The following is a 23898-nucleotide window of genomic DNA, read 5'->3' as shown; positions in this document are numbered from 1 at the left end:
ATGGATTTCAAGGAAAACGACAATCACTCGCTCAGCAAGAAAGACGAAATTCAAGAAGCGGTTGAACAGTTATTTTACAATTCACCTTTCCACGATATTTTAAATTCATTCCAAAAACTGATATCAGACCAGCTTCAGAATTCCACCATTTCCATGAACATCAGAGAGGAGAATGAGGCGCTTCACGTCGACATTGCCGTTCCTGAATCGTTTCAAAACGGAGATATCATGATTGAAGCGAAATCGAGGTATCTTCATGTCGCCTTGAAGGAGAAAAAAGAAAGCGGCGGTTCTTCATCGTTTACAAGCCTGTCCAGAACCGTTCTGCTCCCATATCCCGTCCGCGAAGAAACAATGAAGACGTCGTGGAACCAAAATATCCTCACGGTCTCATTTCCGGAGCAAAAAAAGCATGAATGACCTTCATCCATGCTTTTTTTATTTGAAGAATCCCATAAACCCTTTGGCCAGCGCTCCGACCTGGTTGACCGTGCTCACCATCTGGCCAGCGGTGTCCATCATTTTGCTGAAATCAAACTGCCCGTTCTTTTTTTTGAATTGCGACAGAAAGCTTTGAAACTGTGATGGCTGGTGGAGATTCGGCCGCGGCGAGGGATATGGATGCTGATAAGGAAATGCCTGAAACGGCGGAAGCGGCGGCTGCATTTGCTGCTGAACAGGCTGATGATAGACTGAAAACGGGTCCACATTCTGCTCGATCGGCTGCTGATAGGCCTGCGGCCGCTGAGCTGGATGAGCGTACGGGACGGTTTCCTGGCTGTAGTACGGCTGAACGGGATGATAGGCATGATGGTTTTGCTGATCGGCTTGAACATACGCACCGGGGCCGGAATAAGGATATACGGCGGTTCTCCTCTCTTCCATCTTTCCTCTCCTCCTAAAGCCCTTTTTTATATGTGTATGATATAAAGGCATTTCCTGTTCCAAAGGTTCTGTCACAAGTTTGTCAAAAAGTGTCGAAAATTTTAATATTTGAAAAACAGAAAAAAGTCGAATTGTTATGGTACGATATTATTAATATAAAGGAGAGGGGATGCACCATATGAACGTATCATACTTAAGAAATTGTTTTGCCGAGATGAAACAGTATGAGACAGACTGCATGAACAAACTGATGGATTTTGCCAAGTTTTTGTATATCCAGGGACATCTGACATTAAACGAATTTCGCACAAGTATGAAAGTTCTTGAAGCGAATGGCGCACAGCACCCTGCTTATGATATGAATACGGACGCCAGCTAAACAAACAAAAAGAAGACCGGGTTCTAATCCCGGTCTTCTTTTAATATATCGTCTTCTACGTTTTTCAGCGTATAGAGGACGGACTCCGTCAGATCTTTAAAGCGTTTTTTATGGATTTTGCAGAAATAGGACTGCATGAAAATTTCATTTGCATTTTCCTCAACCGAGCTGAGCTGCTCTTCATAAATGTATTTTGGCCGATTCGCCTTGATATAAGGCAGGCTTTCCGCCAGCCAGCTTTTCACTGTTTGTTCGAATCTCTCGACAGAAGGTTTGACAACCTCGAAAAAATCGTATTCCGTCCCTTCCTCTTTTCCCTTACTGTATCGTTCTTCCGCTTCTTTTACGAGGCGGATTAATTCCCGTGTCTGTACAAGAAGAGATTGTGTATCCAATTTTTTCACCTCGGGTTTATCGTACCAAAGGAAGACGACCGTTACAACGAATCCGGCTTATGCCGTCTCTCCTCTTGGCTCCACTCCCATTAACGTGCTGTTTAAACAAGCTGAGAGCTCTGCCAGTTCTTTTTCAATCAGATCGAGCCGTTCGTTCCAGCCAGCCCGCTTTTCATGCTCCGCCCGGCGTACGGCTTCTGTCAAAGCTTTCTCAGCAGACGACATGTGTGATTCCGTTTCCAAAAGCATTTGAAGGACCGAGTCTTTGCTTGCAAATCCGTTCATTTGCTTCCCTCCTTTTTGATCGCCTTCTATGCATTCTCCCCTATGCGCCCCCTCTCCTCCGCAGCTGACAAAACTAGAAGCAAACCGCCAAAGAAACTCATTTTCCAGCCAAACGCGCCGCTTTCGACAAGTGATCTTGCGAAAAATGGTATGATCAGCGCTTTTTTGCAAAATCTAAAAAGGTAAGGAGGTGCCCGCTGTGGAAAACAACAAAAAGAAATCACCTGCGAAAACAAAACCTGATGCTAAACAAACAGACACACTGGATAAAAAATTAGGCGGACCTAACCGCCCGTCCACTTAAAAAGCAAGGAGAACCCTTGCTTTTTTCTGTTTTACCTCTTATTCAGCCAATGCTCCAGTGAAAACAATGCCTGCAGCTGCCTTCTTTTTTGAAAATACCAATCGGTGATTTCGATCGTTTTCGGCAGTTTTTCATCTTTGAACATCGCCTCTCTCTTTCCTCCGCGAAACCAATCGGATTTTAATCCGTCTAATGAATGGGCAACAACGGGATAACACGTTCTCAAAAATGGCGAGGTTCTGATTTTAACCCCTGCCCAGCGTTCCATATCAAAGCGCGACCCGGTATGCGGAACACATGATGTAAAGTGAAAAAAACCGGGGAAAAGCTCAGGCGAAAACAGCAGCTCGCTTAATTGCTTGCCGAGCTTGATCCTTTCCTTTAAACTAGTGAAGCGTTTGACAGACACGCCGTAAAAAACGCCTTCTACCGTCGGAAAAATGACTGTGTTGAAGTGAAACCATTCACATAGCTGAAAAGGAATCGTCTGAAAAACATTCTTTTTAAACAAAGGATTTTGTATAATAGGAGTTTGGATAGTGTTTTGTTCATTTATAATGAGAGCGTACATGAGCCGCTTTTGATCGCGCTCATGCCAGAACCGCTCCCACTCCGTTTTCATAAATGAAGACACACCAAATGAGGAGAGCAAATGAAACAGCGGCTGGCCAAGCTGCTTGGACCAATGGTATAACAGGAGCTGCGGATAGGCGTCCGAAAAAATCAGCCAGTTCGCTCTTTCATACGTTAAAAACAGCCAGTTCTGCTGAAAGGCCGTAAGTCCGAGCTCGAATAAACGCCCTTTTAAATCGGTCATCGACCAGCCGGCATTCCTGGAAACAAATGAAGCCAAAAACGACCACTTGATTTCAGGATGGCGGTCAAAGTAGCGTTTGTAGGCATTTGTCCGTGAGATATTGTCCTTGTTCAGTTTTGCGGTCAGCTCTTGAATGCGGCTCGTCAGCTCCGCCGCGGAAAAAGTGTTGTGCAAGATCAGCCACTTCCGTTAGTATCCAGATTTTTGTAAAAGGAGGATGAAGAAAGTGATTCGTTACCCGAACGGCAAATCGTATCAGCCGAAAACAGCTGCCTCATCCTTGCAAAAGAAGCCGTCGTATTCCAATCGCGGCATGACCCTCGAAGATGACCTGAATGAAACGAATATGTATTATCAATCTCATTCGATTGCGGTCATCCATAAAAAACCGACTCCTGTACAGATTGTTCAGGTCGATTATCCGAAGCGAAGCGCTGCGGTGATCAAGGAAGCATATTTCAAGCAGTCGTCAACTACTGATTATAATGGGGTTTATAAAGGCCGCTACATCGATTTTGAAGCGAAAGAAACGAAGAGCCGGACCTCTTTCCCGCTTCAGAATTTCCACGATCATCAGATCGAGCATATGAAGCAGGTTGTGGCGCAAGACGGCATTTGTTTTGTTATCATATCCGCTTTTGAAGAAATTTATTTTTTGGAAGCAGAAAAATTATTTTATTTCTGGGAGCGGAAAAAGCAAAACGGCAGAAAATCGATCCGAAAAGACGAGCTTCAGGAAGCCGCTCACCCTATTTCACTTGGATACTCGCCAAGAATTGATTATATTAAGATTATTGATCAGTTGTATTTTTCGCCATCATAAATTATGATTTTAAAGTCATGTGAGCGGAAAGGTTTAACTACGAAAGGTTGAGATGTTATGTCAGATCAATTTAACAGCCGCCAGGAACGGCGAAAAGCCCAGCAGGGCAATAGCAGGTCTAATACTCATTCTAAACCCAAGAAAAAGAAAAAAGCAGGATTGTTTAAGAAAATTCTTTTATCCATTTTAATCATTGGTGTTATCGGCTTGATTGCCGGGGGCGTCACTTTTGCGGTGATGGTAGCGGACTCGCCGTCCCTTGATGACGCAAAACTGAAAACACCGTACTCTTCCACCGTCTATGACAAAAACGGAAAAGAAATCGCCGAAATTGGTTCAGAAAAGCGGACGTACGTGTCGATTAAAGACATCCCTGATTCCGTCAAAAACGCATTTCTTGCAACGGAAGACGCGCGTTTCTATGACCACCACGGCGTCGACCCGATCCGGATCGGAGGAGCGCTTCTGGCAAACTTCGAAGGCGGATTCGGTTCTGAAGGCGGAAGTACGATCACACAGCAGGTCGTCAAAAACTCCCTTCTGTCACATGAAAAAACGCTGAAACGGAAAGTCCAGGAAGTCTGGCTGTCGTTCCAGCTCGAAAGAAAATATTCAAAAGACGAAATTCTGGAAATGTATTTAAACCGGATTTACTTCTCGCCGCAGGCCTATGGTGTCGGAAAAGCGGCTGAGCAATTCTACGGGGTGACAGATCTAAACGACTTAACGGTCGAGCAGGCCGCAACGCTTGCCGGCATGCCGCAAAGCCCGAATAACTACAACCCGATTAAACATCCGGAAAAAGCCGAGAAACGGCGCAATGTCGTGCTGAGTCTGATGAATAAACACGGCTTTATCTCTGACGCAGAGTACAACAAAGCGAAAAAAGTAGCCGTCACAAAAGGCCTTGTCTCTCCGAAGGAGTACGCAAAAACAACGTCCAACAAATACAGCGCGTTTATCGAGCAGGCCGTCGCCGAAGTGAAAGAAAAAGCGAACGTCACGCCGGGAACGGACGGACTGAAGATTTACACAACGATTGATACAGATGCACAGGATTATGTGGATGAGCTGATGGACGGCGATTCGATCCAGTATACCGAAAAAATGCAGGCCGGCCTCACCTTGCTTGATACGAAGACCGGAGAAATCCGCGCACTCGGCGGCGGACGCGACCGGAAAGCAGGCGACTTTAACTATGCAGTAGATACGAAACGTCAACCTGGTTCAACGATTAAGCCAATCCTTGACTACGGCCCAGTCATTGAGAACAAGAAATGGTCGACGTATGAACAGATTAACGATGAAGCATACACGTATTCAACCGGAGATCCGATTAACAACTATGACAGAAGACACAGAGGCTGGATATCGATGAGAGAGGCACTTGTCGATTCTCGGAACGTTCCAGCTTTAAAAGCGTTCCAGGCAGCCGGAAAAGACAATATTGTAAAATTCGCAGGCAACCTTGGTCTTAACATAAATTCAGATGATTTAGTGGAAGCTTACGCAATCGGCGGCTTCGGAAACGGTGTGTCGCCTCTGCAAATGGCCGGAGCGTACAGCGCATTCGGCAACAACGGCTACTACAATGAGCCTCATACTGTTACAGCGGTGGAATTCAATGACGGCACAAAGCTTGATTTGACGCCTGAATCAAAGGCAGCCATGAGCGATTATACCGCATTTATGATAACGGATATGCTGAAAAGCGCTGTTCAGCGAGGAACAGGAACAGCCGCCCAAGTCAATGGCGTTACTGTAGCAGGTAAAACGGGTACGACGAACTTTACCGAGGACGACATTAGAAAACACGGCATAAGTCGAAATGGAGCGAGGGATTCATGGTTCGTCGGCTATACGCCGCAATATACGGCAGCGGTCTGGACCGGTAAAGAAGGCTTTAATTCGCTGAGCGCAAACGAACAGCAAGTCGCCAAACTTCTGTTCAAAAAACTGATTGCCAAGGTGGACAACGGCAGCGGCTCATTTGAAAAGCCTGACAGCGTCGTTGAAGCGACAGTTCTAAAAGGCTCGAACCCGCCGGTGCTTGCCAGCAGCAACACGCCTAGCGATAAAAAAGTCACTGAGTACTTTGTAAAAGGCACACAGCCGACGACTGTTTCGAAAAAATATGAGGAAAAAGAAGATGCCGACAAGCCGACAGGTTTGAGCGCAGAATATGATGAAGCATCAAAGAGCATCAAGCTTTCATGGTCATATTCCGGAGACGGTGATGTATCCTTTAAAGTCAAACAATCTGTTGACGGAGGCGGATACAGCGAAATTCAAAGCAGCAGTGCGAAAGAAGCTGTCATACCGAATGCAAAAGAAGGATCCGTCTACAAATTCCAAGTCACGGCCGTTACTGAAGATGGCGAAAGCGACCCTGCTTCTGTGACGCTTAAAGTCAACGCGGCTGAAGATGATGAGTCAAAAGCGGACGATGAAAAGAAAGACGAGGATGACGAGAAGAAGCAGGATGCTGATGATGATCAGGACAAAGACAAACAAAATAACGGCAACTCTAATCAGCCGGATGATCAAAATTCAGGCAATCCAGATCAAAACAATCAAAATCCGGGAAATACAGACGGCAGAAAAGATGATGACGCCGATGATCAAAACAAAGATCAGAATAAGGACAAAAACAAAAACCCGGATCAAGACAGCAACACAGATGATCAACAAACAAATTCCAATGGTCAATCAACCGGCACCCATTAATCTAAAAAGCCACTCACAGTTTAGTGAGTGGCTTTTTTATGATTGATGGCAACATATTTATAAAATTGCTTTTTCATTTCCGTAAACAATTCGTCAAGCTGAATAAAACAATGATACTGCGTTGGTTTCTGGAGGATAAACTCGAGGCGTTCCGTCCAGTTCATCGGCTTGGCTCCAAAATCCTTACGGGTGATGGCCTCCCAGTTAAGACTTGTGACAGGCTCCCCCATCGTCCAGTGGAGGCTTGTGATCAAGCAGCACACCCCGTTCAGCATATCATCCTGGCTGCACCTTGACTTTCTCGTTTTAAAGACGGGCAGAAGCTTTTCTTTTGTATGCTCCCAAGCCGCAAACAGAAGCGGAACCCATTCCTCCGCATGCTCCCACGGCTTGTCCTCTTCTATGTCCTGAAAAAAATCGTAGCAGAGCGGATTTTCCGAAAGAACGTCAAGCTTTTCGCCGGATTCCGGTCTTCTCTTACGCAGCGTTTTTTCGTATTCGTCCAACAGAGAAACGCTTGTCACGGCAGCTTCACCAGCCCTTTTTTATATCGTTTTTGCCCTTCCCTGCACAGAGAAAACAACGGGCATTCATCACATTTCGGCCTTTGCGCCTTGCAGTGATAGCGTCCGAAAAAGATCAGGCGGTGATGAGTAACGGACCACTCTGATTCAGGCACTTTTTTCATCAGCGTCTTTTCGACTTCCGTGACCGAATCCTTCCATCTGCAAATGCCGAGCCTTTTTGAGACCCTTTCCACGTGGGTGTCGACGGCAATGGCGGGAACACCGAATGCAACGGAAACGACGACATTGGCGGTTTTTCTCCCGACGCCCGGAAGTTTCACCAGCTCATCCCGGTCTTTCGGCACTTCACCGCCGTATTCTTCCAGCAGCATTTTACAGAGCTTTTGAATATTTTTTGCTTTGTTCCGGTATAAGCCGATCGATTTGATGTCCTGCTGCAGCTCTTCAAGCGGAACAGCAAGATAATCTTCAGGCTTTTTATATTTTTTGAAAAGCGTTTTCGTCACTTTATTGACAAGCGCATCTGTGCATTGGGCCGATAAAGCGACGGCGATGACAAGTTCAAACGGATTGTCATGGACTAATTCGCATTCAGCATCCGGAAACATTTCACCGATTGTTTCTAAACAAAACTCGATCTGTTTTTTTGTCAGCATGTCTTCACCTTTCACTTTATTGTTCAAGCCAATTGTAAAAAGGAACCTGTCTTGTATACTCCTTTTGCTCACTTTGCCGCGGTGCGGTCTTCCGCCTGAATCTTTGGCTGTAGTTTGCGGCTTGTTCGACTGTTGAAATGCCGTTTTTCTTCCACTCAAACAAAATCCGGTCAATGTAACGGAAATTGAGTTTTCCTGATATGACGGCTTCTTTGAGAGCTTGTTTGATCAGCTGTGCATCGTGATGATCCTGGTCAAGCCAGATGCTGAGCGTCTCACATTCCAGCGGAGACAGCGGCCGCGCAAATTCCTCTTCAAAGATCGTATAAAGGCTCTTCTCTTCGCCTTCATTCTGTTCAGCGAGTTTCTTCTGCTCGTCCATTTCAAGATGCTCAAACAGCTTGCCCCAGAGAGGTTCGAGCGAATACTTTTCAAACTTAATGCCGTTCTGGTCTTCGCATTCTTCTATATAGATGAAGCCTCTTTGAATGAACATTCTCAGCATGTTCATACATTGTTCGGTTTCAATCGACATCGTCTTGCTTAATTCCTCCGGCGTCGGAAAAAATGAACCTCTTTCAACATGCATTTTAATGTTTAAGAGCAGCATGAATTCTGTCTCATTTAAGCCAAGCTCCCGATAGTTCAAAAAAAGCAGATTCGGAATGGTGACAGATCCCATCTCCTGCATCTTAATAAAGTGCTGTTTTTTCATTCGATACACCTCTTACCTTCCAGTATATCATGGATGACTGTGAAAAAGTCTCCTGCAATCAGGAGACTTTTTTCTTAAGGATATAAGCGATTTAATAGTCTTGGGAACGGAATCGTTTCGCGGACGTGCGGAGAACCGCAGATCCAGGCAACCGTCCGTTCGAGTCCGAGTCCGAATCCTGAATGCGGAACTGAGCCGTATTTTCTCAGCTCTGCATACCATTGATAAGCATCCGATTCTAAACCATGCTCTTTCAGGCGCGCTTCGAGAAGCTCAAGATCATGGATCCGTTCAGATCCGCCGATAATCTCACCGTAGCCTTCAGGCGCAATCAAATCAGCGCACAGTACGACATCGTCCCTGTCAGGTGCAGGCTGCATATAAAACGGCTTTAATGATGTCGGATAGTGTGTAATAAATACCGGTTTGTCATAGCTTTCGGCAATCGCCGTTTCGTGAGGAGCGCCGAAGTCATCGCCCCATTCAATATCGTCAAAGCCTTTCTCTTTTAAGAACTGAATCGCTTCATCATACGTGATTCTTGGAAAAGGCGCTTTGATAAGCTCCAGTTTGGAAGTGTCTCTGCCGAGCGTATTCAGTTCAATTTTGCAGTTTTCAAGCACGCTTTGAATGATGAAAGAGACATAGTTCTCTTGAACTTCAAGGTTTTCATTGAATTCGACAAACGCCATTTCCGGTTCAATCATCCAGAATTCAATCAGATGGCGCTTCGTTTTTGATTTCTCAGCTCTGAAAGTCGGCCCGAATGAAAAGACTTTTCCTAAAGCCATTGCAGCTGCTTCCATGTAAAGCTGGCCGCTTTGCGAAAGGTAGGCATCTTCGTCAAAATACTTTGTCGCAAAAAGCTCTGTCGTTCCTTCAGGTGCGCTTCCCGTCAAAATCGGAGGATCGACTTTAACAAAGCCTTCCTTATTGAAAAATTCGTATGTAGCGCGAATGATTTCATTGCGGATTTTCATCGTTGCATGCTGCCGTTTTGAACGGAGCCACAAATGTCTGTGATCCATCAAAAATTCTGTTCCGTGTTCTTTTGGCGTAATCGGATAATCTGTCGCTTCATGGATGACTTCAAGCGATGTGACTGCAAGCTCGTAGCCGAGTGGCGAACGCTCGTCTTCTTTGACGACGCCTTTTACATATAAAGATGTTTCCTGTGTGACAGATTTAGCAGCTTGAAATGTTTCTTCGTCCACTTCCGCTTTGACGACGACTCCTTGGATAAAGCCTGTCCCGTCTCTAAGCTGCAAAAACGCAATTTTGCCGCTTGAGCGTTTGTTGGCGATCCAAGCGCCGATTGTTACTTCTTCACCAACATGCTTGTACACTTGGTTTATTGTTGTTTTCACTATCGTTTCCCTCCAAAACACGAAAGAATTCGGTCAAGCCCTCATTCTTTCTGACGTCCATAACGTATATTATACCTTTTTTGATTCGATCAGGTCAATGCAGCTTGCGTGCATGCAAAAAGCGTCCAGCTGCGGACGCTTTCTGCTTCTAGCGGCTGCGATTCACGACAAAGCGGCGAATCCGTGCGACCGCTTCTTCCAAAAGTGACAGGGATGTCGCATACGACAGACGGATGTTGTCCGGTGCGCCGAACCCTGAACCGGGAACGATCGCAACTTTTTCTTCTTCCAAAAGCGCTTCGGCGAATTCATCAACGCTTGAAAAGCCGCACGATTCTGCCGCTTTTTTTGCATTCGGGAACAAGTAGAAGGCCCCTTCAGGCTTCAGGCATGTCAATCCCGGAATGTCAACAAGCAGTTCATACACCTTGTTCAGCCGGTCTTCAAAAGCTTTTCTCATCTCTTCAACAGGCTCGTTTGGTCCATTGTAAGCGGCAATGGCTCCGTATTGTGCGACAGATGTCGGATTTGACGTGCTGTGGCTGGCAAGGTTCGTCATCGCTTTAATGATCGGTTCGCTGCCTGCCGCATACCCGATTCTCCAGCCGGTCATGCTGTGTGACTTGGAAACCCCGTTGATGATTACGGTTTGATTTTTAAGTTCTGGAGAAAGCTGTGCGATGGATACATGTTTTTTTCCGCCGTAAATCAGCTTTTCATATATTTCATCAGATACGATTAGAATGTTGCGGCGAAGGCATACTTCACCGAGCGCTTTCAGCTCTTCTTCCGTATACATCATGCCTGTCGGATTGCTTGGGGAATTGATGATCACAGCCTTCGTTTTTTCCGTGACGGCTTTTTCAAGCTGCTCCGGAGAAATTTTGAAGCTGTTTTCCTCAAGGCCTTCCACAAATACCGGTTTGCCGCCTGCAAGCTTGACTTGTTCAGGATAGCTGACCCAGTACGGAGTCGGAATAATCACTTCGTCCCCTTCGTCGAGGAGCACTTGAAATAGGGTGTAAAGAGCATGCTTTGCACCTGTGCACACGATAACTTCAGATTGGCGGTACTCGATTCCCTGATCGCGCTTGAATTTTTCGCGGATGCTGTCTTTCAGCGCCGCAAGACCTCCGGAAGGCGTGTATTTGGTATGTCCTTCATTCATCGAACGGACAGCCGCCTCAATGATGTGCTCAGGCGTATTAAAATCCGGTTCACCCGCCCCAAGACCGATGACGTCGTGCCCTGCCGCTTTTAAATCTTTTGCTTTTGCAGTGATTGCCAGTGTTGCAGATGGTGTTAACGCTGATACTCTTTTAGCTAGATTCAACTCGATTTCCCCCTGTTTCGTCTAAGGCGTAATATTTTTGTGAATTTTTCCGTTTATAAAGTCCACATAGCTTAAACTGTACTGCCCATCTTTATTTAAGTATGTAACTTCCCACAATAGAACATTGCCTTCCCTTGCAAGGTGCACCTCTTTAAGCTCAGACACAAGGCCTTCATCCTGAACCGCTTTTGAAGCCTGGCGGCCGGTAATGCCGTCTGCCGCTTTTTTGTAAATCGTTTTCTGCTTTTTGTCAGCAGGCACCCAAACATACATTTTGCCGCCTTTTTTGTCCGTCCCTGTGACAATGTACTGCTTTTCTTTGCCGACAAACGTCTCCACGCTGTCAACTTGTTTTAAGCCTGCTTCCTGCTTGGCTGTTTCGGCAGCCTGCTCGTGGCCGCTTTCTTTCTGATCCATAGCCGTACGGTAGACATTCGCTCCCGCAAGAAGTGCTGTTAAAAAGATAATACCAAATATCAGTATGAAAATTAATGTTTTTTTGCCCATTTTCTGCTCCTAAGTACGATAAATCGTAAAAATGGCCTGTTTTTGATCTTCTTCATCGAGAGCGAGGCCGAACATGAGATCATCGCGTTTGAGCGTGCGGTTCAAAAGGTCGACGATTTTATACAGGTCTTCTGAATGCTCGACGCTTACGGTAGATAAAATTTCGATTTTGTTTTCCATTTTTCAAATACCTCCGAACGAAACAATAATTGTAATTCATACTCTCTGTGCCTAAAGCCATACTAGTTGTTACAACGGGATAACCGTTTAAATAAACAGCCTAAAAAATAAAACCTTAATCCACACCATTTAAGAGCCGCTTTATGCGGCTTTTAGCCGTTTTTCCCGGCTATGTATGCTTCAAGCTCAAGGAATGTAGGCTCCATGACTTTTGCAGGGGGCAGAGCCTTCATAAACACCGTACCGTAGGAAGAGGTTCGGATGCGGCGGTCGAGAATCACGACCGTTCCGCTGTCTTTCTCCGAGCGAAGCAGCCTGCCGATGCCCTGCCTGAATGCCAGGACAGCTTCCGGCAGAGATACCGCCTGAAACGGGCTTTCTCCCCTTCTCTTTGCCCGGTCACACTTGGCTGATTCAACGGGGTGGTCTGGCGGCCTGAACGGCAGCCTTGCGATGACCAGCGTCGTCAGCTCGTCACCCGGAAAGTCAACGCCCTCCCAAAAATGGTTCGTTCCGAGAAGAACCGCATGGGGATACGATCTAAACAATTTCATAACCTTGACGGGGCTTCCGCCGGAAATCCCCTGCGCAAGGAGCTGACAAGGAAAGTCTTCCTCTTGTTTTATTGCATGGTAGACATCTCGCAGCATATCATGAGACGTAAACAGGACGAGCACTTTGGCGTTTTTCTGTTTTGCAAGCGCCTTGACGAAACGCGTGACATCTCGAATATAGTCTTCAGGATCGTTTTGAATCGGGCTGACATCTGTCGGAATCATGATGTTCATATGCTTATCATAAGAAAAAGGCGCCTCGATTTGCAAGGTCCTCGGATAGAAATCGCTTAAACCGAGCTTTTTGATCATATAGTCAAATGAGTTCTCGACGACAAGCGTCCCCGATGTGAGCACAACGCTTTTTTTCTCGGTGAAAAACCGGTCGGCCAGAATTTCGCTTGTATCAAGCGGCTGAGCGTAAATGGCCGCGGCGTTTTTTGCGCCCTTCGCGTCAATTTCAATCCAGACGACCTCATCTTCGACAGGGTCAAACATCAAGCGGGCGAGCGTCTTTCGATATTCTTCAAGGTCGTCCATGCATGAATCGTATTCCTCTAACAAAAACGCCTGGCGGCTGGTGAAGGAAGCCTGTTTTTCAGCGAGGCTTTTCTTTTGATCCGAAAACAGCCGGTGCATGTCATACAGCAAGGAACACAGTCTTCTCGCGCTTTCTTCAAGCCTGTTCCATGCCCTGCTTTCACCGATTTCGCCGATCTTATATAAGAGACGGTTGAGATCGTTTCTTGGTTTCCTCCGCTTGACAAAAGAATGAACAGCCGTAAAGAACAGATCGCTTTCTTCAAGAAGCTGAGCGAGCCATTCGTCCATTTGGAAAAAAGATTCTGGTGAAATGCCTGCTGACCGGTAGAGGCGTTCGGCTTTTTTTAAAATCCCCCTTTGTTTGAGGGTGCCGAGCCGCATCAACCTTTTATGGAGAAAGACATAGTCTGCTCTTGCCCCATACTGCTCGCCCGCTGCGCGTTCAAAGTGATGGGCTTCATCAATAACAAACGTATCGGCATCACCGGTATGAATTCGCTGATTGGCTTCGTCAGTCAACAGAAGCGCATGATTGGTAATGATCATATCAGCCTTCTGCGCCCGCGCTTTGGCTCTCTCATAAAAACACAGTTTCCTTAGGGTGCTGTTTTCTGCATATGAATGCGAATCATATGCCAGTCTGTCCCACAGAAGCTTTCCGCCTGACGGAAGATTAATTTCCGATAAATCGCCCGTTTCTGTATCTGTCAGCCAAACGAGAATTTGCGCTTTTGCAAGGACGCTATCATAATTGTCATCATCTTCCTGTAAAATATGCTTGAACTTGCGAATGGATAAATAATGAGAGCGGCCCTTTAAAACCGCGGCTTTGACCGGGAAAGGAAAAATCTTTTCCAAAAGCGGGATATCACGGTTGATCATCTGCTGCTGAAGCAATGTCGTATATGTGCTGATCACGACCGGCTTGCCTGTTTGCTTGGCGCGGATTGCAGCCGGCACGAGATATCCGAGCGTTTTTCCGATTCCAGTGGCAGCTTCGATCAGAGCATGCTCATGATTTTGAAAAGCGGTCCAGACCTCCCGCATCATTTTCGTCTGTCCTTCTCTCTTGTCAAACCGGTCGTTCAATGAAGAAAGCCCGCCGTCTTTTTCCCAAATAAGCGGCTCTGTCTGCGGGTCCCGGCTCTTATGACCGGCCTCTTCATCCTCGTCTTCAGGGGTCCTGATCACAAAGGAACCAACCTTCATAAAGCCGGCATCAAGTTCGGCATCGGCACCTTTTTCAGCGATCAAGCCGTCAAAAAGCTCCTGCGCGTCACTGATCAAATGCCAGGATAGACGTCTGATTGATTTCAAAACCGAAATCGGCAGCCTTTTCAGTCTGTCCATCATATGTAAAAAGATCAAAGCGGTCACTTCCGCATCGCTGTCAGCCCTGTGCGGGTTTTCATGGCGAATCTGAAGCTCTTCGCTCAGCTCAGTCAATTTATAGCCGTCAAAACCCGGAAAAACGATTCTCGAAAGCTCCACCGTATCGAGAACGCTGCATTCAAGCTCGCCAAAACCGGCCTGCTGCAGCTCATACTTTACAAAAGCAAGATCAAAATGAATGTTATGAGCGATAAAACAGCTGTCTTGAAGCAGCTCAAAAATATCTTCGGCAATCGCCGAAAATGGCTCTTCATTTTCAACCATTTCATTCGAAATTCCCGTCAGCTGCTCGATAAAAGCGGGAATCGGCTGATTGGGATTCACATATTTGGAGAAACGTTCGGTCATTTGTCCATTTTCAATCACAACCGCTGCAATTTGAATGATTCTGTCGCCTTTTTTCGGCGAATTCCCTGTCGTTTCCACATCAATGACCACATATCGTTGATTGTTCATTCAATGGACACCTCAATTTCGATACCTTCGACAAAAGTGTAACACGTTTTAGAAAGATGCGGGGAAAAAGCTTCGCCTTCTACTCTTTCTAAACGATATGAAAGCCCCCTAAAGGCAAGGGGGCTACAGAATGGTACGGGCGGGCTCCTGACCCAGCATTTCCTCGATTTCGTTTCTCTCGTTCAAAACGGCAACCTTCGGCTTATGGGTCTTTGCTTCCTCTTCAGACATCATGGCATAAGAAACGATGATGACGACATCTCCCACTTGAACAAGGCGGGCGGCAGCTCCGTTTAAACAAACGACGCCGCTCCCCCTTTCACCGGGAATGATGTACGTTTCCAGCCGGACCCCGTTATTATTATTCACAATTTGCACTTTTTCATTTGCCATCATTCCGACGGCATCCAGCAAATCTTCATCAATTGTCACGCTGCCGACGTAGTTCAAATTGGCTTCCGTCACTCTCGCTCTGTGAAGTTTTGCGCTCATTAACGTACGGTACATCATAAATCCTCCTTTTGATCTGCCGGGATATCGACGATGATATTATCAATTAAGCGGGCTTTGGAAAACTGAACGGCAACCGCTATGATGACTTTTCCAGTCAATGGCTCCCTGATCTCCAGATCGGGATATGAATAAATATCCGCATAATCGATGACACCGCTCGTTTTTTCAAGAATGCTCCGAACCTCTCGCTTAACAGCTTCCGCATCCCTCTCTCCATCACGGATCAGCTCGGCGCCGCGCTGAAGGGCTTGATAGAGAGCGGGTGCTTCCTGCCGTTCTTCTGCTCGCAGGTTGACATTTCTTGAGCTTTTGGCAAGCCCGTCTTCTTCCCGTTTTGTTTCAACCGGGATCAGCTCAATATCCATGAAAAAGTCGTTGATCAGCCCGTCGACAACGGCAACCTGCTGCGCATCTTTCATGCCAAAATAAACCCTTGTCGGAAAGGTGAGATTGAACAGCTTTGTGAGCACTGTTGCGACACCGTCGAAATGACCTTCCCTTGAACGGCCGCAAAGGACGTCCGTCCGCTTTTTCACGCTTGCGGTAACCGTCGACTCCTGACCGTACATTTCTTCAGGCTCAGGAGTGAACAAGATGTCCACTCCTCCGTCAGCCGCAAGCTGCCGGTCCCTTTCGATATCTCTCGGGTACGCTTCATAGTCTTCACCCGGACCGAACTGCATAGGATTGACAAAAATGCTCATCACGACAATATCATTGTCTTTTCGCGCTTTTTCCACAAGCGACATATGGCCTTCATGAAGGAAGCCCATTGTCGGCACAAAACCGATCGTTTTGCCTTCTTTGCGATAATTTTTCGTTGCATTTTGTATATCTTTTGCTGTATGGATCTGAATCATGCTTATTTCCCTCCGTATAATCCTTCAAGAACTTGCTGATCGATACGGAATGAATGAGCATCTTCAGGAAACACGCGGCTTCTGACATCCTCAACATATCCTCGAAGCGCTTGTTCAAGTGGCTGATCGATTTGCACATACTGTTTTACAAATTTAGGCGTCCGGCTCACTCCGTGTCCGACAACATCGTGGTAAACGAGAACTTGTCCGTCTGTACCAGGGCCTGCTCCAATGCCGATGACAGGAATCGTGAGCTCCTTTGAAATCTGTTCAGCGAGCGCTGCCGGGACGCATTCGAGAACGAGCGCAATTGCGCCTGCTTCTTCACAGCGCCTGCTGTCTTCAATCAGCTTGCGGGCGCTTTCTTCATCTTTCCCCTGAACTTTATAGCCTCCCAAGACACCGACGGATTGAGGAGTCAAGCCTAAGTGGCTGACAACAGGTATTCCGCCGCGTGTTAAAGCCGTGATCGTCTCAAATACACCGTCGCCGCCTTCAAGCTTCAAAGCATCGGCTCCGCTTTCCTGAACGATCGCCGCGGCATTATTCAGAGCGCTTTCCAAAGAGCAGTGATAAGACATAAACGGCATATCCGTCACCACAAACGTATCTTTTGCCCCGCGTTTGACGGCTTTTGTATGGTGGATCATATCAGCGACCGTCACAGATACGGTCGAATCAAGGCCGAGCACAACCATGCCGAGCGAATCGCCGACAAGAATCATATCGACGCCGGCCTGTTCGGCAAGCTTTGCCGCCGGGTAATCGTAGGCCGTCAGCATGACGATCGGCTCTCCCTCTTGTTTCATTTTTAGAAAATCAATCTTTGTCTTCATGTTTTCTCCTCCTCTTTTTCAGAGGAGATGAGCTGCCGTGCTTGCATGAGCATCTTTTCGGACAGCAAAAAAACCTTCCGGCAAGAAGAAGGATTTCGAATCGTCCGTGTTCGGCAAGAATCATCCCTCTGTCCCAGTCCTTTTTGGATCAAGGCAGACTGTTTTTTATCAGTTGCATGTTTTCCAGGTGCAGTTCCTACAGGATACTGCCCATCCGAAGTATACCAAAAACGCATGGATCCTTCCAACTATGACGGATTTATATCGATATCGGCGGAGTATATTTTTTTGATGCCGTCACTCGTTTCCAGGATCAAGACGCCTTCTTCGTCTATTCCCAGCGCTTTGCCGTGAAACATTCCGTTCAGCGTTCTGGCCGTCAATTCACGGTTCAGGCTCAAAGCGTAGCTCTCCCATAAAAGCTTGATCGGTTCGAAACCGTAGGCGAGATAGTCTTCATACCTTTTTTCAAATGTCGCCATTATCGTTTGAATCAAAGCGGCTCTGTCGATTTTTTCACCGCTTGCGAGACGAAGGCTTGTCGCTGTTTCTTTTAATTCTTCCGGAAAGTCGCCAGCAAGCTGATTGACGTTGATCCCCATTCCGACGATGACAGAATGGACCTGATCGGCTTCCGCCTGCAGTTCGGTTAAGATCCCGACGACTTTTTTGCGGTTGATCAAAATATCGTTCGGCCATTTGATTTCAGCTGCGATGCCGGTTTGCTCTTCGACTGCCTGAACGATCGCGACTGCGGCTAAAAGCGTCAGCTGCGGCGTTTTTTGCACGGGCATTTCAGGTCTTAAAATGATGCTCATCCAAATGCCGTTTCCTTCTGGGGAATGCCATGCTCTCGCCATTCTTCCCCTTCCTTCAGTCTGCTTGTCGGCAACGATGATCGTTCCTTCCGGCGCACCGTTGTTTGCTAGCTCATGGGCGATTTTTTGAGTTGATGAGACGACATCCTGAAAATGGATGGTCTGTCCCATTTTTTTCGTTTTTAACCCGAGCCTGATTTCATCTTCGGTGATTTTGTCAGGTTTTTTTATCATTTTATAGCCGAGCTTTCGGACCGCTTCAAGTTCATATCCCGATTTTCTCAGATCTTCGATATGCTTCCAAACGGCGGTCCTTGAGCATCCGAGCTCTTCGCTGATTTTCTGGCCTGAAATGAATTCGCCGTCGGCCTCTGTAAACAATTGAATGAGTTTCTTTCTTAAATTTGACTGCATGAATCCAGCCACTCCTCTATGGCTTTTTTTTGATTGGCAAGCTCCCCGTTTAACACGGCCCGCTCAATCCGTTTCAAATCATCGGACACCCATTTCCCGGCCGGCTTCTTTCTGAAATTCAACAAATCGCTTCCAGACACCGCCAGGTCTTTCAGGCTTTTAATCGGAAGCGCGCGGTACGACTGTCTGATTTCAGCCAGCCGCTTTTCATCGATTGCCTGCTTGTCCCTTAAGCTGCGGATGGCGGAAGCGGACAGCAGCGTCTCTTCCCCCGCCTCATACATCGAGACGGCATCCCATTTTTGATCGATTCGTTCAGCCGTCAGGAGCGCCTGTTTTATGACTTTCCCCGGAAGCTTCCACCCTTTTAAAAACCGGTGAGCCTCAGCGGAATCGAGTGATATCATGTGAATGAAAGCCGCCCATATATCCGCTCTTTTTGAAGTTGGTAAAAAGGAAAAGCACGGGCAGCCAGAACGCGCTCCTTTTTGCCGTCCAGCCCCGGAAGCTCTTTGTAAAGCCCTGTTTCAGCCGCCGCTTCCAAAGCCCTGTCCGCCGCTTTTCCTTTTAAAAGCTTTTCGAATTCAACCGTTTTCCGCTCTGTAGAAATATGAGCCAAGAGCAGACGGTTTTCGCAAATCGCTTTTTTTGTATTTGGAGAAAGCTCAAACTCGAGCTGACTCATAAAACGGAGCGCCCGCAGCATGCGTAGCGCATCTTCGTGAAAACGCTCCGCCGGGTCGCCGACCGTTTGAATCAATTTTTCCCGTATGTCGCGGAGTCCGCCGAAATAGTCGATCAGTCTCCCCTGTTCATCCATCGCCATGGCATTAATCGTCAAGTCCCGCCTCTTCAGGTCTTCTTTCAGCGATTTGATAAATTGAACGCCGCTCGGCCTTCTGTAATCCTCGTACTCAAGCTCTGCGCGAAAGGTCGTCACCTCATAGGATTCTCCTTCAAAGAGGACGATGATGGTTCCGTGTTCCTTTCCGACATCAACGGTTTTCGGAAAAATGGCTTCAATTTCTTCCGGGGATGCATCTGTAGCGATGTCAATATCACCGATATCCCGGTTCATTTGGGCATCCCTGACAGATCCGCCTACAAAGTAGGCCTGCCGGCCGTGTTTTTTCAGCTCACGAAGGAGAGGAAGAGCCTTCAAAAAGAGATCCTCCATTGTCACACTCCCCGTCTGTTAATTGTTGATAAATTTCTTCATATTGCGCGATGATTTTACTGGAAGAAAAGCGCTCCTTGATGCTTTCTAGCGCCGCTTCCGCAAACTGGCGCTGCAGGCTTTCATCAGTCAGCAAATGGAGCGCTTTACGAGCTGCGCCTTCAATATCTCCTACATCGACCAAGTAACCGGATTTACCGTTTTTGATCACCTCGGGAATCCCTCCGATATTGGTGCCGATGCACGGAACGCCGCAGGCCATCGCCTCCAGCAGCACTAAACCGAAGCTTTCCTTCTCGGACAAAAGCAGCTTTAAATCGCTGATGGCGTAAAGCTCTTCTACGCTGTCCTGTTTGCCCAGGAAAAGAACATCATCTTTTAGTCCGAGCTGTCTGACAAGCTGGCAGATCACGGTCATCTCCGGCCCGTCGCCGACGAGAATCAGCTTCGACTTCATTCGTTTGACAATGCGGCTGAAGACATGGATGACGTCCTGCACGCGCTTCACCTGTCTGAAATTGGATACGTGGATGATCACTTTTTCATCAGGGGCGATGCCGTACTGCTCTTTCAGCGAATGATGCTCCTGCTTTTTTAAATACACGCGCTCATCCACAAAATTATAGATCGTTTCGATTTTTTTGTTCGGTTTGATCAAATCGTACGTTTGCGCGGAAAGAGCTGAAGAAACCGCTGTTACGCGGTCAGACGACTCGATCGCAAACTTGATCAGATCTTTTAAAGACGGATCATAGCCGAGAACGGTTATATCTGTGCCGTGCAGCGTTGTGACCGTTTTAATGTTTCCGTTCAGCATTTGCTTCGCTAAAAAAGCGGAAATCGCGTGAGGCACCGCGTAGTGGGCATGCAGAACATCAAGCTGTTCCCGCTTCGCCACCTCCGCCATTTTGCTGGCCAAAGCCAAATCATACGGCGGGTGCTTAAACACGGCATATTGATTGACTTCGACTTCGTGAAAATAGATGTTGGAATACACTTTATTGAGCCTGTACGGAACACTTGATGTAATAAAATGAATTTCATGTCCTTTTTCCGCAAGGAGCTTGCCGAGTTCGGTAGCGATAATTCCTGATCCTCCGACACTCGGATAACATGTGATTCCGATTTTTAACTGTTTCATCATCCGCCCCCAAATAAATCGTTGTTTAACAGAAGAGTCCGCTTTGAAAAAAACCCTTCCGCGTATGCGACGCCGACCTCTTTTCCCAAAAGCTTTTCCCTTGCTTCGACCGTTTCAATATATCCGTTCGTCAGCGGTGTTTCAACCGACTGCCGGGAACGGGTGAACTGGCTCTGATAAGCAGCAAGGCTTTCCTTTTTTTGATTGATCGTTTCGGAAATGTCGATGACAAATTCAGGTTTGTGAAAACCGTTGATCATATAGTAGTACACGTTTTGGACTTTATGGGCCGGCTGTTTTTCTGCATCTTCGTATTTATGTATTCCAGCGGAAAAGACCGCTTCTTCGACGATTTCCGCTGCGTGCCCGTGATCGGGATGCCGGTCCTTCGGATAAGGGACAAAGACAAGCTTCGGCTTATGTTTTCGAATGACGGCAACCGCTTCCCTGATCGCCTCCTGGCTGGGAAACAGCCCCCTGTCCGGCAGCGTGAGGGAAATCCGCGCGCTGGCGCCGAGAATGTCGGCCGCCTGCGCGGCTTCGCTTTTTCTCGTTTCGACTGTTCCGTTTGAAGACAGTTCAGCCTGGGTTAAATCGCAGATGCCAATTTGAAAGCCTTTTTCAGTATATTTGGCAATGGTTCCTCCCATGCCGATTTCTACATCATCGCTGTGCGCGCCAAAAGCCAGTATATCAAGCATCTCGATCCCCGCCGTGGACAATGTTTCTGAATTCAAACGCGCCTTCCTCGACAGATCGGATCAAGATTTCCGCCGTTCCCATATTGGTGGCGAGCGGAATGGCATAAACATCAGACAAGCGGATAAGAGCTGACACATCAGGTTCGTGCGGCTGGGCCGTCAGCGGGTCTCTCAGAAAAATCACAAGGTCGATGTCATTTTTCGCGATTAAAGCACCGATCTGCTGGTCTCCGCCAAGCGGTCCCGATTGAAAACGCACGATGGGCAGCCCTGTCGCTTCGGTGATTTTTAAACCGGTCGTCCCTGTCGCAAACAGCTCGTGCTTTTTTAAAATATCTTTATAAGCGGTCGTCAGCTGAATCATGTCCTGTTTTTTTCGGTCATGGGCAATTAAGGCGATTTTCAAAGCGATTTCCCCCTTCTTGTTACTCTATGATATTTTCAAGGCCGTAGACAAGCTGATCGATTTTCATCACTTGTTCAACAGCCAGTTTCACACCAGACATAAAAGATGCGCGGTTGTATGAATCATGACGGATTTTCAAGGTTTGGCCGTCTCCGCCGAACATCACTTCCTGATGGGCGATCAATCCCGGCAGACGAACGCTGTGGAGACGGATTCCGTTTTGATCGGCTCCTCTTGCTCCCCGCAGAATTTCTTTTTCATCCGGATGTCCCTGTGTTTTCGCTTCGCGAACAGCCGAAATCATTTCCGCCGTTTTCAAGGCCGTTCCGCTTGGTGCGTCAAGCTTTTGATCATGGTGCTGTTCAATGATTTCGACATCGGTAAAATAGTTGGCAGCCATTTGCGAAAACTTCATCATCAGCACGGCTCCGAGCGCGAAGTTTGGCGCGATGATGGCTCCGATCCCCTTCTCGTCGGTCAGTTCCATAAGCTCGTTCAAGTCACTCTCAGAAAATCCTGTCGTTCCCACAACAGGACGGACACCGTGCTCCAGCGCGATTTTTGTATGTAGCTTGCCGATTTCCGGCGTTGTCAAATCAATCAGAACGTCCGGAGCCGTTTCTGAAAAGCATTCGGTAATATCGGTGTAAATGACGGCTTCTGAACTTGATATCATCACGTCTGACAGCTTTTCACGGTTATATGTACGGTCGATTGCACCGACAAGCTCAAAATGTGCGGTATCTTCAACAAGTTTGACCGCTTCGCTTCCCATTCTTCCGCGCGGTCCTGCTATTGCGATTTTAATGGTCTCCTTTTGCATCTTGATTCTCCTCTACTTTCCTTCTTCTTTTCTTGTCCAGCGGTCTTTGTCACGGGTGTTGAACTTCTCCATGACCATATCATGCGCTTCATCCAATGATATATGAAGCGAATTCGCAAGACAAACTAAAACGAACAATACGTCGCCGATTTCTTCATCGATCTTTTTTTCCGATTCGGTTTTTTTCTTCGGCTTTTCACCGTAATGATGGTTGATTTCCCTCGCCAGTTCGCCAAGCTCTTCCGTCAGCCTGGCCATCATGGCAAGCGGACTGAAATAGCCTTCTTTAAACTGGCCGATATATTCGTCAACCTCACGCTGTATATCTTTCATCGTTTTTTCTTTCGTCATGCTGACAAAACCTCCTGTCATCTCTTACATGTTAGCGAATTCAAACAAGTTTGACAAATGTTTAAGACGGGTTTGCTGTTTTAAAACGGATACACTATAATATTAACGCCAGCTTATGGAAGGAAAGGAGTTTTTTTATGTTCGGAGACATCAGAATGAAGAACGTCCTGTTTATTTTAGCAGGCGCCGCTGTTTTTTCCTTTGGACTCGTTCATTTTAATATGCAGAACAACTTGTCGGAAGGCGGTTTTACCGGCATTACCCTGCTGCTTTATTTCCTGTTTAACATCGATCCTTCCATATCCAATCTGGTGCTGAACATCCCGGTCTTCTTCATCGGATGGAAACTCCTCGGCAGAACGGTCTTCTCATATACCATTCTCGGCACAGTCAGTCTGTCGGTGTTTTTATGGATTTTTCAGCGCTTCCAGATTCATATGCCGCTACAAAACGATCTTGCGCTCGCGGCTCTTTTTGCAGGCGTTTTTATCGGTACCGGATTGGGCATTATTTTCAGATACGGCGGAACGACGGGCGGCGTCGATATTATTGTGCGGCTGATCAACAAATATTTTCAAGTGCCGATGGGCAAAGCCATGTTTGTGTTTGACGCCTGCGTCATTACATTATCCCTTATTTTTTACCTCTCCTATAAGGAAGCGATGTACACGCTTGTTGCCGTATTTGTCGCCTCAAAGGTCATCGATTTTATGCAGGAAGGCGGTTATGCTGCAAAAGGCGCCACCATCATCTCTGAAAAAAACGACCAGATCCAGCGCAAAATCATTGAAGAAATGGAAAGAGGCGTCACGGTTTTAAAAGGTCAGGGGTCATATACGAAAACAGAGCGGGACGTTCTCTACTGCGTCGTTCCGAAAAATGAGGTTTTCCAGCTGAAAAACGTGATTACCTCTGTCGACCCGCACGCTTTTGTAGCCGTAAGCGACGTACACGACGTTCTGGGAGAAGGGTTTACGCTTGATGAGAACAAAAATCCCATCACACGCTGATTG

At 47.0% G+C, this 23898-nt stretch carries 27 protein-coding genes and 1 pseudogene; 6 read left to right on the top strand and 22 right to left on the bottom strand.

Features of this window, described 5'->3' with window-relative positions; translation table 11 throughout:
- Entirely contained in the window at positions 1–420 is a 420-nt protein-coding gene (locus M1E03_RS09855) for an Hsp20/alpha crystallin family protein (RefSeq protein WP_023857414.1), read from the top strand.
- Positions 421–438: 18 nt separating this feature from the next.
- On the opposite strand, the gene M1E03_RS09850 is transcribed toward M1E03_RS09855, so the two are convergent.
- Entirely contained in the window at positions 439–885 is a 447-nt protein-coding gene (locus M1E03_RS09850) for a YppG family protein (RefSeq protein ID WP_020451916.1), read from the bottom strand.
- 178 nt (positions 886–1063) lie between these two features.
- On the opposite strand from M1E03_RS09850, the gene M1E03_RS09845 reads away from it, so the two are divergent.
- Positions 1064–1264 carry a YppF family protein gene (locus M1E03_RS09845; protein WP_011198064.1) on the top strand — a complete coding sequence of 67 codons (201 nt, stop codon included), beginning with the start codon at positions 1064–1066 and terminating at the stop codon, positions 1262–1264.
- Positions 1265–1287: 23 nt separating this feature from the next.
- On the opposite strand, the gene M1E03_RS09840 is transcribed toward M1E03_RS09845, so the two are convergent.
- Together M1E03_RS09840 and M1E03_RS09835 are read right to left on the bottom strand one after the other, a co-directional pair.
- A complete protein-coding gene (locus M1E03_RS09840; protein ID WP_026579400.1) occupies positions 1288–1659 on the bottom strand; it encodes a YppE family protein in 372 nt (123 codons plus the stop codon).
- 57 nt (positions 1660–1716) lie between these two features.
- Positions 1717–1944 carry a YppD family protein gene (locus M1E03_RS09835; protein ID WP_075213145.1) on the bottom strand — a complete coding sequence of 76 codons (228 nt, stop codon included), beginning with the start codon at positions 1942–1944 and terminating at the stop codon, positions 1717–1719.
- Positions 1945–2143: 199 nt separating this feature from the next.
- Between M1E03_RS09835 and sspM the strand changes: the two genes are divergently transcribed.
- Positions 2144–2248 carry an acid-soluble spore protein SspM gene (gene sspM / locus M1E03_RS09830; RefSeq protein WP_009328007.1) on the top strand — a complete coding sequence of 35 codons (105 nt, stop codon included), beginning with the start codon at positions 2144–2146 and terminating at the stop codon, positions 2246–2248.
- Between the two features lie 31 nt (positions 2249–2279).
- On the opposite strand, the gene M1E03_RS09825 is transcribed toward sspM, so the two are convergent.
- A complete protein-coding gene (locus M1E03_RS09825) occupies positions 2280–3239 on the bottom strand; it encodes a DUF2515 domain-containing protein (RefSeq protein WP_023857417.1) in 960 nt (319 codons plus the stop codon).
- Between the two features lie 52 nt (positions 3240–3291).
- Here M1E03_RS09825 and recU point away from each other — a divergent pair, with 52 nt between their 5' ends.
- Both recU and M1E03_RS09815 read left to right on the top strand, forming a co-directional pair.
- Complete coding sequence (gene recU / locus M1E03_RS09820) at positions 3292–3888, top strand: Holliday junction resolvase RecU (protein ID WP_003182896.1); 597 nt, start codon at positions 3292–3294, stop codon at positions 3886–3888.
- 57 nt (positions 3889–3945) lie between these two features.
- Positions 3946–6615, top strand: a complete 2670-nt coding sequence (locus M1E03_RS09815) for a PBP1A family penicillin-binding protein (protein WP_145625191.1) — start codon at positions 3946–3948, stop codon at positions 6613–6615.
- A gap of 20 nt (positions 6616–6635) precedes the next feature.
- Here M1E03_RS09815 and M1E03_RS09810 read toward each other — a convergent pair whose 3' ends face one another.
- From M1E03_RS09810 to M1E03_RS09725, 18 genes and pseudogenes are all read right to left on the bottom strand, one after another.
- The gene (locus M1E03_RS09810; RefSeq protein ID WP_050820867.1) at positions 6636–7139 is read right to left on the bottom strand and encodes a YpoC family protein; all 504 of its coding nucleotides are present in this window, start codon (positions 7137–7139) and stop codon (positions 6636–6638) included.
- Positions 7136–7798 (bottom strand): endonuclease III, encoded by a 663-nt coding sequence (gene nth, locus M1E03_RS09805; RefSeq protein WP_128823145.1) that lies wholly within the window; start codon positions 7796–7798, stop codon positions 7136–7138. The genes M1E03_RS09810 and nth overlap by 4 nt, the downstream gene beginning before the upstream one ends.
- Before the next feature lie 16 nt (positions 7799–7814).
- On the bottom strand, positions 7815–8513 hold the full coding sequence (locus M1E03_RS09800) for a DnaD domain-containing protein (RefSeq protein WP_128823148.1): 699 nt from the start codon (positions 8511–8513) through the stop codon (positions 7815–7817).
- A gap of 74 nt (positions 8514–8587) precedes the next feature.
- Positions 8588–9880: an asparagine--tRNA ligase gene (gene asnS / locus M1E03_RS09795; RefSeq protein ID WP_023857422.1), complete on the bottom strand. Its 1293-nt coding sequence runs from the start codon at positions 9878–9880 to the stop codon at positions 8588–8590.
- A gap of 148 nt (positions 9881–10028) precedes the next feature.
- Positions 10029–11213 (bottom strand): pyridoxal phosphate-dependent aminotransferase, encoded by a 1185-nt coding sequence (locus M1E03_RS09790; protein ID WP_023857423.1) that lies wholly within the window; start codon positions 11211–11213, stop codon positions 10029–10031.
- A 21-nt stretch (positions 11214–11234) separates the two neighbouring features.
- On the bottom strand, positions 11235–11720 hold the full coding sequence (gene tseB, locus M1E03_RS09785; protein WP_020451926.1) for a cell wall elongation/penicillin-binding protein regulator TseB: 486 nt from the start codon (positions 11718–11720) through the stop codon (positions 11235–11237).
- A 9-nt stretch (positions 11721–11729) separates the two neighbouring features.
- The gene (locus M1E03_RS09780; protein ID WP_003182913.1) at positions 11730–11900 is read right to left on the bottom strand and encodes a YpmA family protein; all 171 of its coding nucleotides are present in this window, start codon (positions 11898–11900) and stop codon (positions 11730–11732) included.
- A 152-nt stretch (positions 11901–12052) separates the two neighbouring features.
- On the bottom strand, positions 12053–14845 hold the full coding sequence (gene dinG, locus M1E03_RS09775; protein ID WP_458110761.1) for an ATP-dependent DNA helicase DinG: 2793 nt from the start codon (positions 14843–14845) through the stop codon (positions 12053–12055).
- A gap of 123 nt (positions 14846–14968) precedes the next feature.
- Positions 14969–15352 carry an aspartate 1-decarboxylase gene (gene panD, locus M1E03_RS09770; protein ID WP_101561031.1) on the bottom strand — a complete coding sequence of 128 codons (384 nt, stop codon included), beginning with the start codon at positions 15350–15352 and terminating at the stop codon, positions 14969–14971.
- On the bottom strand, positions 15352–16218 hold the full coding sequence (panC, locus tag M1E03_RS09765; RefSeq protein ID WP_101561032.1) for a pantoate--beta-alanine ligase: 867 nt from the start codon (positions 16216–16218) through the stop codon (positions 15352–15354). The genes panD and panC overlap by 1 nt, the downstream gene beginning before the upstream one ends.
- A gap of 2 nt (positions 16219–16220) precedes the next feature.
- Positions 16221–17054 carry a 3-methyl-2-oxobutanoate hydroxymethyltransferase gene (panB, locus tag M1E03_RS09760; RefSeq protein WP_020451930.1) on the bottom strand — a complete coding sequence of 278 codons (834 nt, stop codon included), beginning with the start codon at positions 17052–17054 and terminating at the stop codon, positions 16221–16223.
- A 248-nt stretch (positions 17055–17302) separates the two neighbouring features.
- On the bottom strand, positions 17303–18286 hold the full coding sequence (locus M1E03_RS09755; RefSeq protein WP_458110760.1) for a biotin--[acetyl-CoA-carboxylase] ligase: 984 nt from the start codon (positions 18284–18286) through the stop codon (positions 17303–17305).
- Positions 18271–19463, bottom strand: a pseudogene (locus tag M1E03_RS09750) (CCA tRNA nucleotidyltransferase). The gene M1E03_RS09755 and the pseudogene M1E03_RS09750 overlap by 16 nt, the downstream one beginning before the upstream one ends.
- On the bottom strand, positions 19423–20604 hold the full coding sequence (gene bshA / locus M1E03_RS09745) for an N-acetyl-alpha-D-glucosaminyl L-malate synthase BshA (RefSeq protein WP_458110759.1): 1182 nt from the start codon (positions 20602–20604) through the stop codon (positions 19423–19425). Before bshA ends, M1E03_RS09750 begins: the two are co-directional and overlap by 41 nt.
- Positions 20604–21305: a bacillithiol biosynthesis deacetylase BshB1 gene (gene bshB1, locus M1E03_RS09740; RefSeq protein WP_195536741.1), complete on the bottom strand. Its 702-nt coding sequence runs from the start codon at positions 21303–21305 to the stop codon at positions 20604–20606. The genes bshA and bshB1 overlap by 1 nt, the downstream gene beginning before the upstream one ends.
- A complete protein-coding gene (gene mgsA, locus M1E03_RS09735) occupies positions 21298–21711 on the bottom strand; it encodes a methylglyoxal synthase (RefSeq protein ID WP_026579389.1) in 414 nt (137 codons plus the stop codon). Before mgsA ends, bshB1 begins: the two co-directional genes overlap by 8 nt.
- A 19-nt stretch (positions 21712–21730) precedes the next feature.
- Positions 21731–22534, bottom strand: coding sequence for a 4-hydroxy-tetrahydrodipicolinate reductase (gene dapB / locus M1E03_RS09730; RefSeq protein WP_195536676.1), 804 nt, complete (start codon positions 22532–22534; stop codon positions 21731–21733).
- Positions 22535–22546: 12 nt separating this feature from the next.
- A complete protein-coding gene (locus M1E03_RS09725) occupies positions 22547–22885 on the bottom strand; it encodes a nucleotide pyrophosphohydrolase (RefSeq protein WP_023857432.1) in 339 nt (112 codons plus the stop codon).
- Between the two features lie 137 nt (positions 22886–23022).
- Here M1E03_RS09725 and M1E03_RS09720 point away from each other — a divergent pair, with 137 nt between their 5' ends.
- The gene (locus tag M1E03_RS09720; RefSeq protein WP_023857433.1) at positions 23023–23895 is read left to right on the top strand and encodes a YitT family protein; all 873 of its coding nucleotides are present in this window, start codon (positions 23023–23025) and stop codon (positions 23893–23895) included.
- Positions 23896–23898: the final 3 nt, after the last annotated feature.

The sequence above is a fragment of the Bacillus sp. PK6-013 genome (genome assembly GCF_054161445.1).
The sequence above is the reverse complement of the archived record's forward strand: the minus strand, read 5'-3'. Positions and strand labels throughout refer to the sequence as shown.

Bases quoted from the DNA above. Each gene is read 5' to 3' on its own strand.
- bshA (WP_458110759.1), bottom strand. From the start codon at position 20,604: ATGAAACAGTTAAAAATCGGAATCACATGTTATCCGAGTGTCGGAGGA.
- M1E03_RS09835 (WP_075213145.1), bottom strand. From the start codon at position 1,944: ATGAACGGATTTGCAAGCAAAGACTCGGTCCTTCAAATGCTTTTGGAA.
- M1E03_RS09755 (WP_458110760.1), bottom strand. From the start codon at position 18,286: ATGCAGTCAAATTTAAGAAAGAAACTCATTCAATTGTTTACAGAGGCC.
- bshB1 (WP_195536741.1), bottom strand. From the start codon at position 21,305: ATGCTTGATATACTGGCTTTTGGCGCGCACAGCGATGATGTAGAAATC.
- M1E03_RS09720 (WP_023857433.1), top strand. From the start codon at position 23,023: ATGTTCGGAGACATCAGAATGAAGAACGTCCTGTTTATTTTAGCAGGC.
- M1E03_RS09845 (WP_011198064.1), top strand. From the start codon at position 1,064: ATGAACGTATCATACTTAAGAAATTGTTTTGCCGAGATGAAACAGTAT.
- M1E03_RS09800 (WP_128823148.1), bottom strand. From the start codon at position 8,513: ATGAAAAAACAGCACTTTATTAAGATGCAGGAGATGGGATCTGTCACC.
- dinG (WP_458110761.1), bottom strand. From the start codon at position 14,845: ATGAACAATCAACGATATGTGGTCATTGATGTGGAAACGACAGGGAAT.
- M1E03_RS09725 (WP_023857432.1), bottom strand. From the start codon at position 22,885: ATGACGAAAGAAAAAACGATGAAAGATATACAGCGTGAGGTTGACGAA.
- M1E03_RS09815 (WP_145625191.1), top strand. From the start codon at position 3,946: ATGTCAGATCAATTTAACAGCCGCCAGGAACGGCGAAAAGCCCAGCAG.
- M1E03_RS09855 (WP_023857414.1), top strand. From the start codon at position 1: ATGGATTTCAAGGAAAACGACAATCACTCGCTCAGCAAGAAAGACGAA.
- M1E03_RS09850 (WP_020451916.1), bottom strand. From the start codon at position 885: ATGGAAGAGAGGAGAACCGCCGTATATCCTTATTCCGGCCCCGGTGCG.
- panC (WP_101561032.1), bottom strand. From the start codon at position 16,218: ATGATTCAGATCCATACAGCAAAAGATATACAAAATGCAACGAAAAAT.
- panB (WP_020451930.1), bottom strand. From the start codon at position 17,054: ATGAAGACAAAGATTGATTTTCTAAAAATGAAACAAGAGGGAGAGCCG.
- nth (WP_128823145.1), bottom strand. From the start codon at position 7,798: ATGCTGACAAAAAAACAGATCGAGTTTTGTTTAGAAACAATCGGTGAA.
- M1E03_RS09780 (WP_003182913.1), bottom strand. From the start codon at position 11,900: ATGGAAAACAAAATCGAAATTTTATCTACCGTAAGCGTCGAGCATTCA.
- tseB (WP_020451926.1), bottom strand. From the start codon at position 11,720: ATGGGCAAAAAAACATTAATTTTCATACTGATATTTGGTATTATCTTT.
- panD (WP_101561031.1), bottom strand. From the start codon at position 15,352: ATGTACCGTACGTTAATGAGCGCAAAACTTCACAGAGCGAGAGTGACG.
- dapB (WP_195536676.1), bottom strand. From the start codon at position 22,534: ATGCAAAAGGAGACCATTAAAATCGCAATAGCAGGACCGCGCGGAAGA.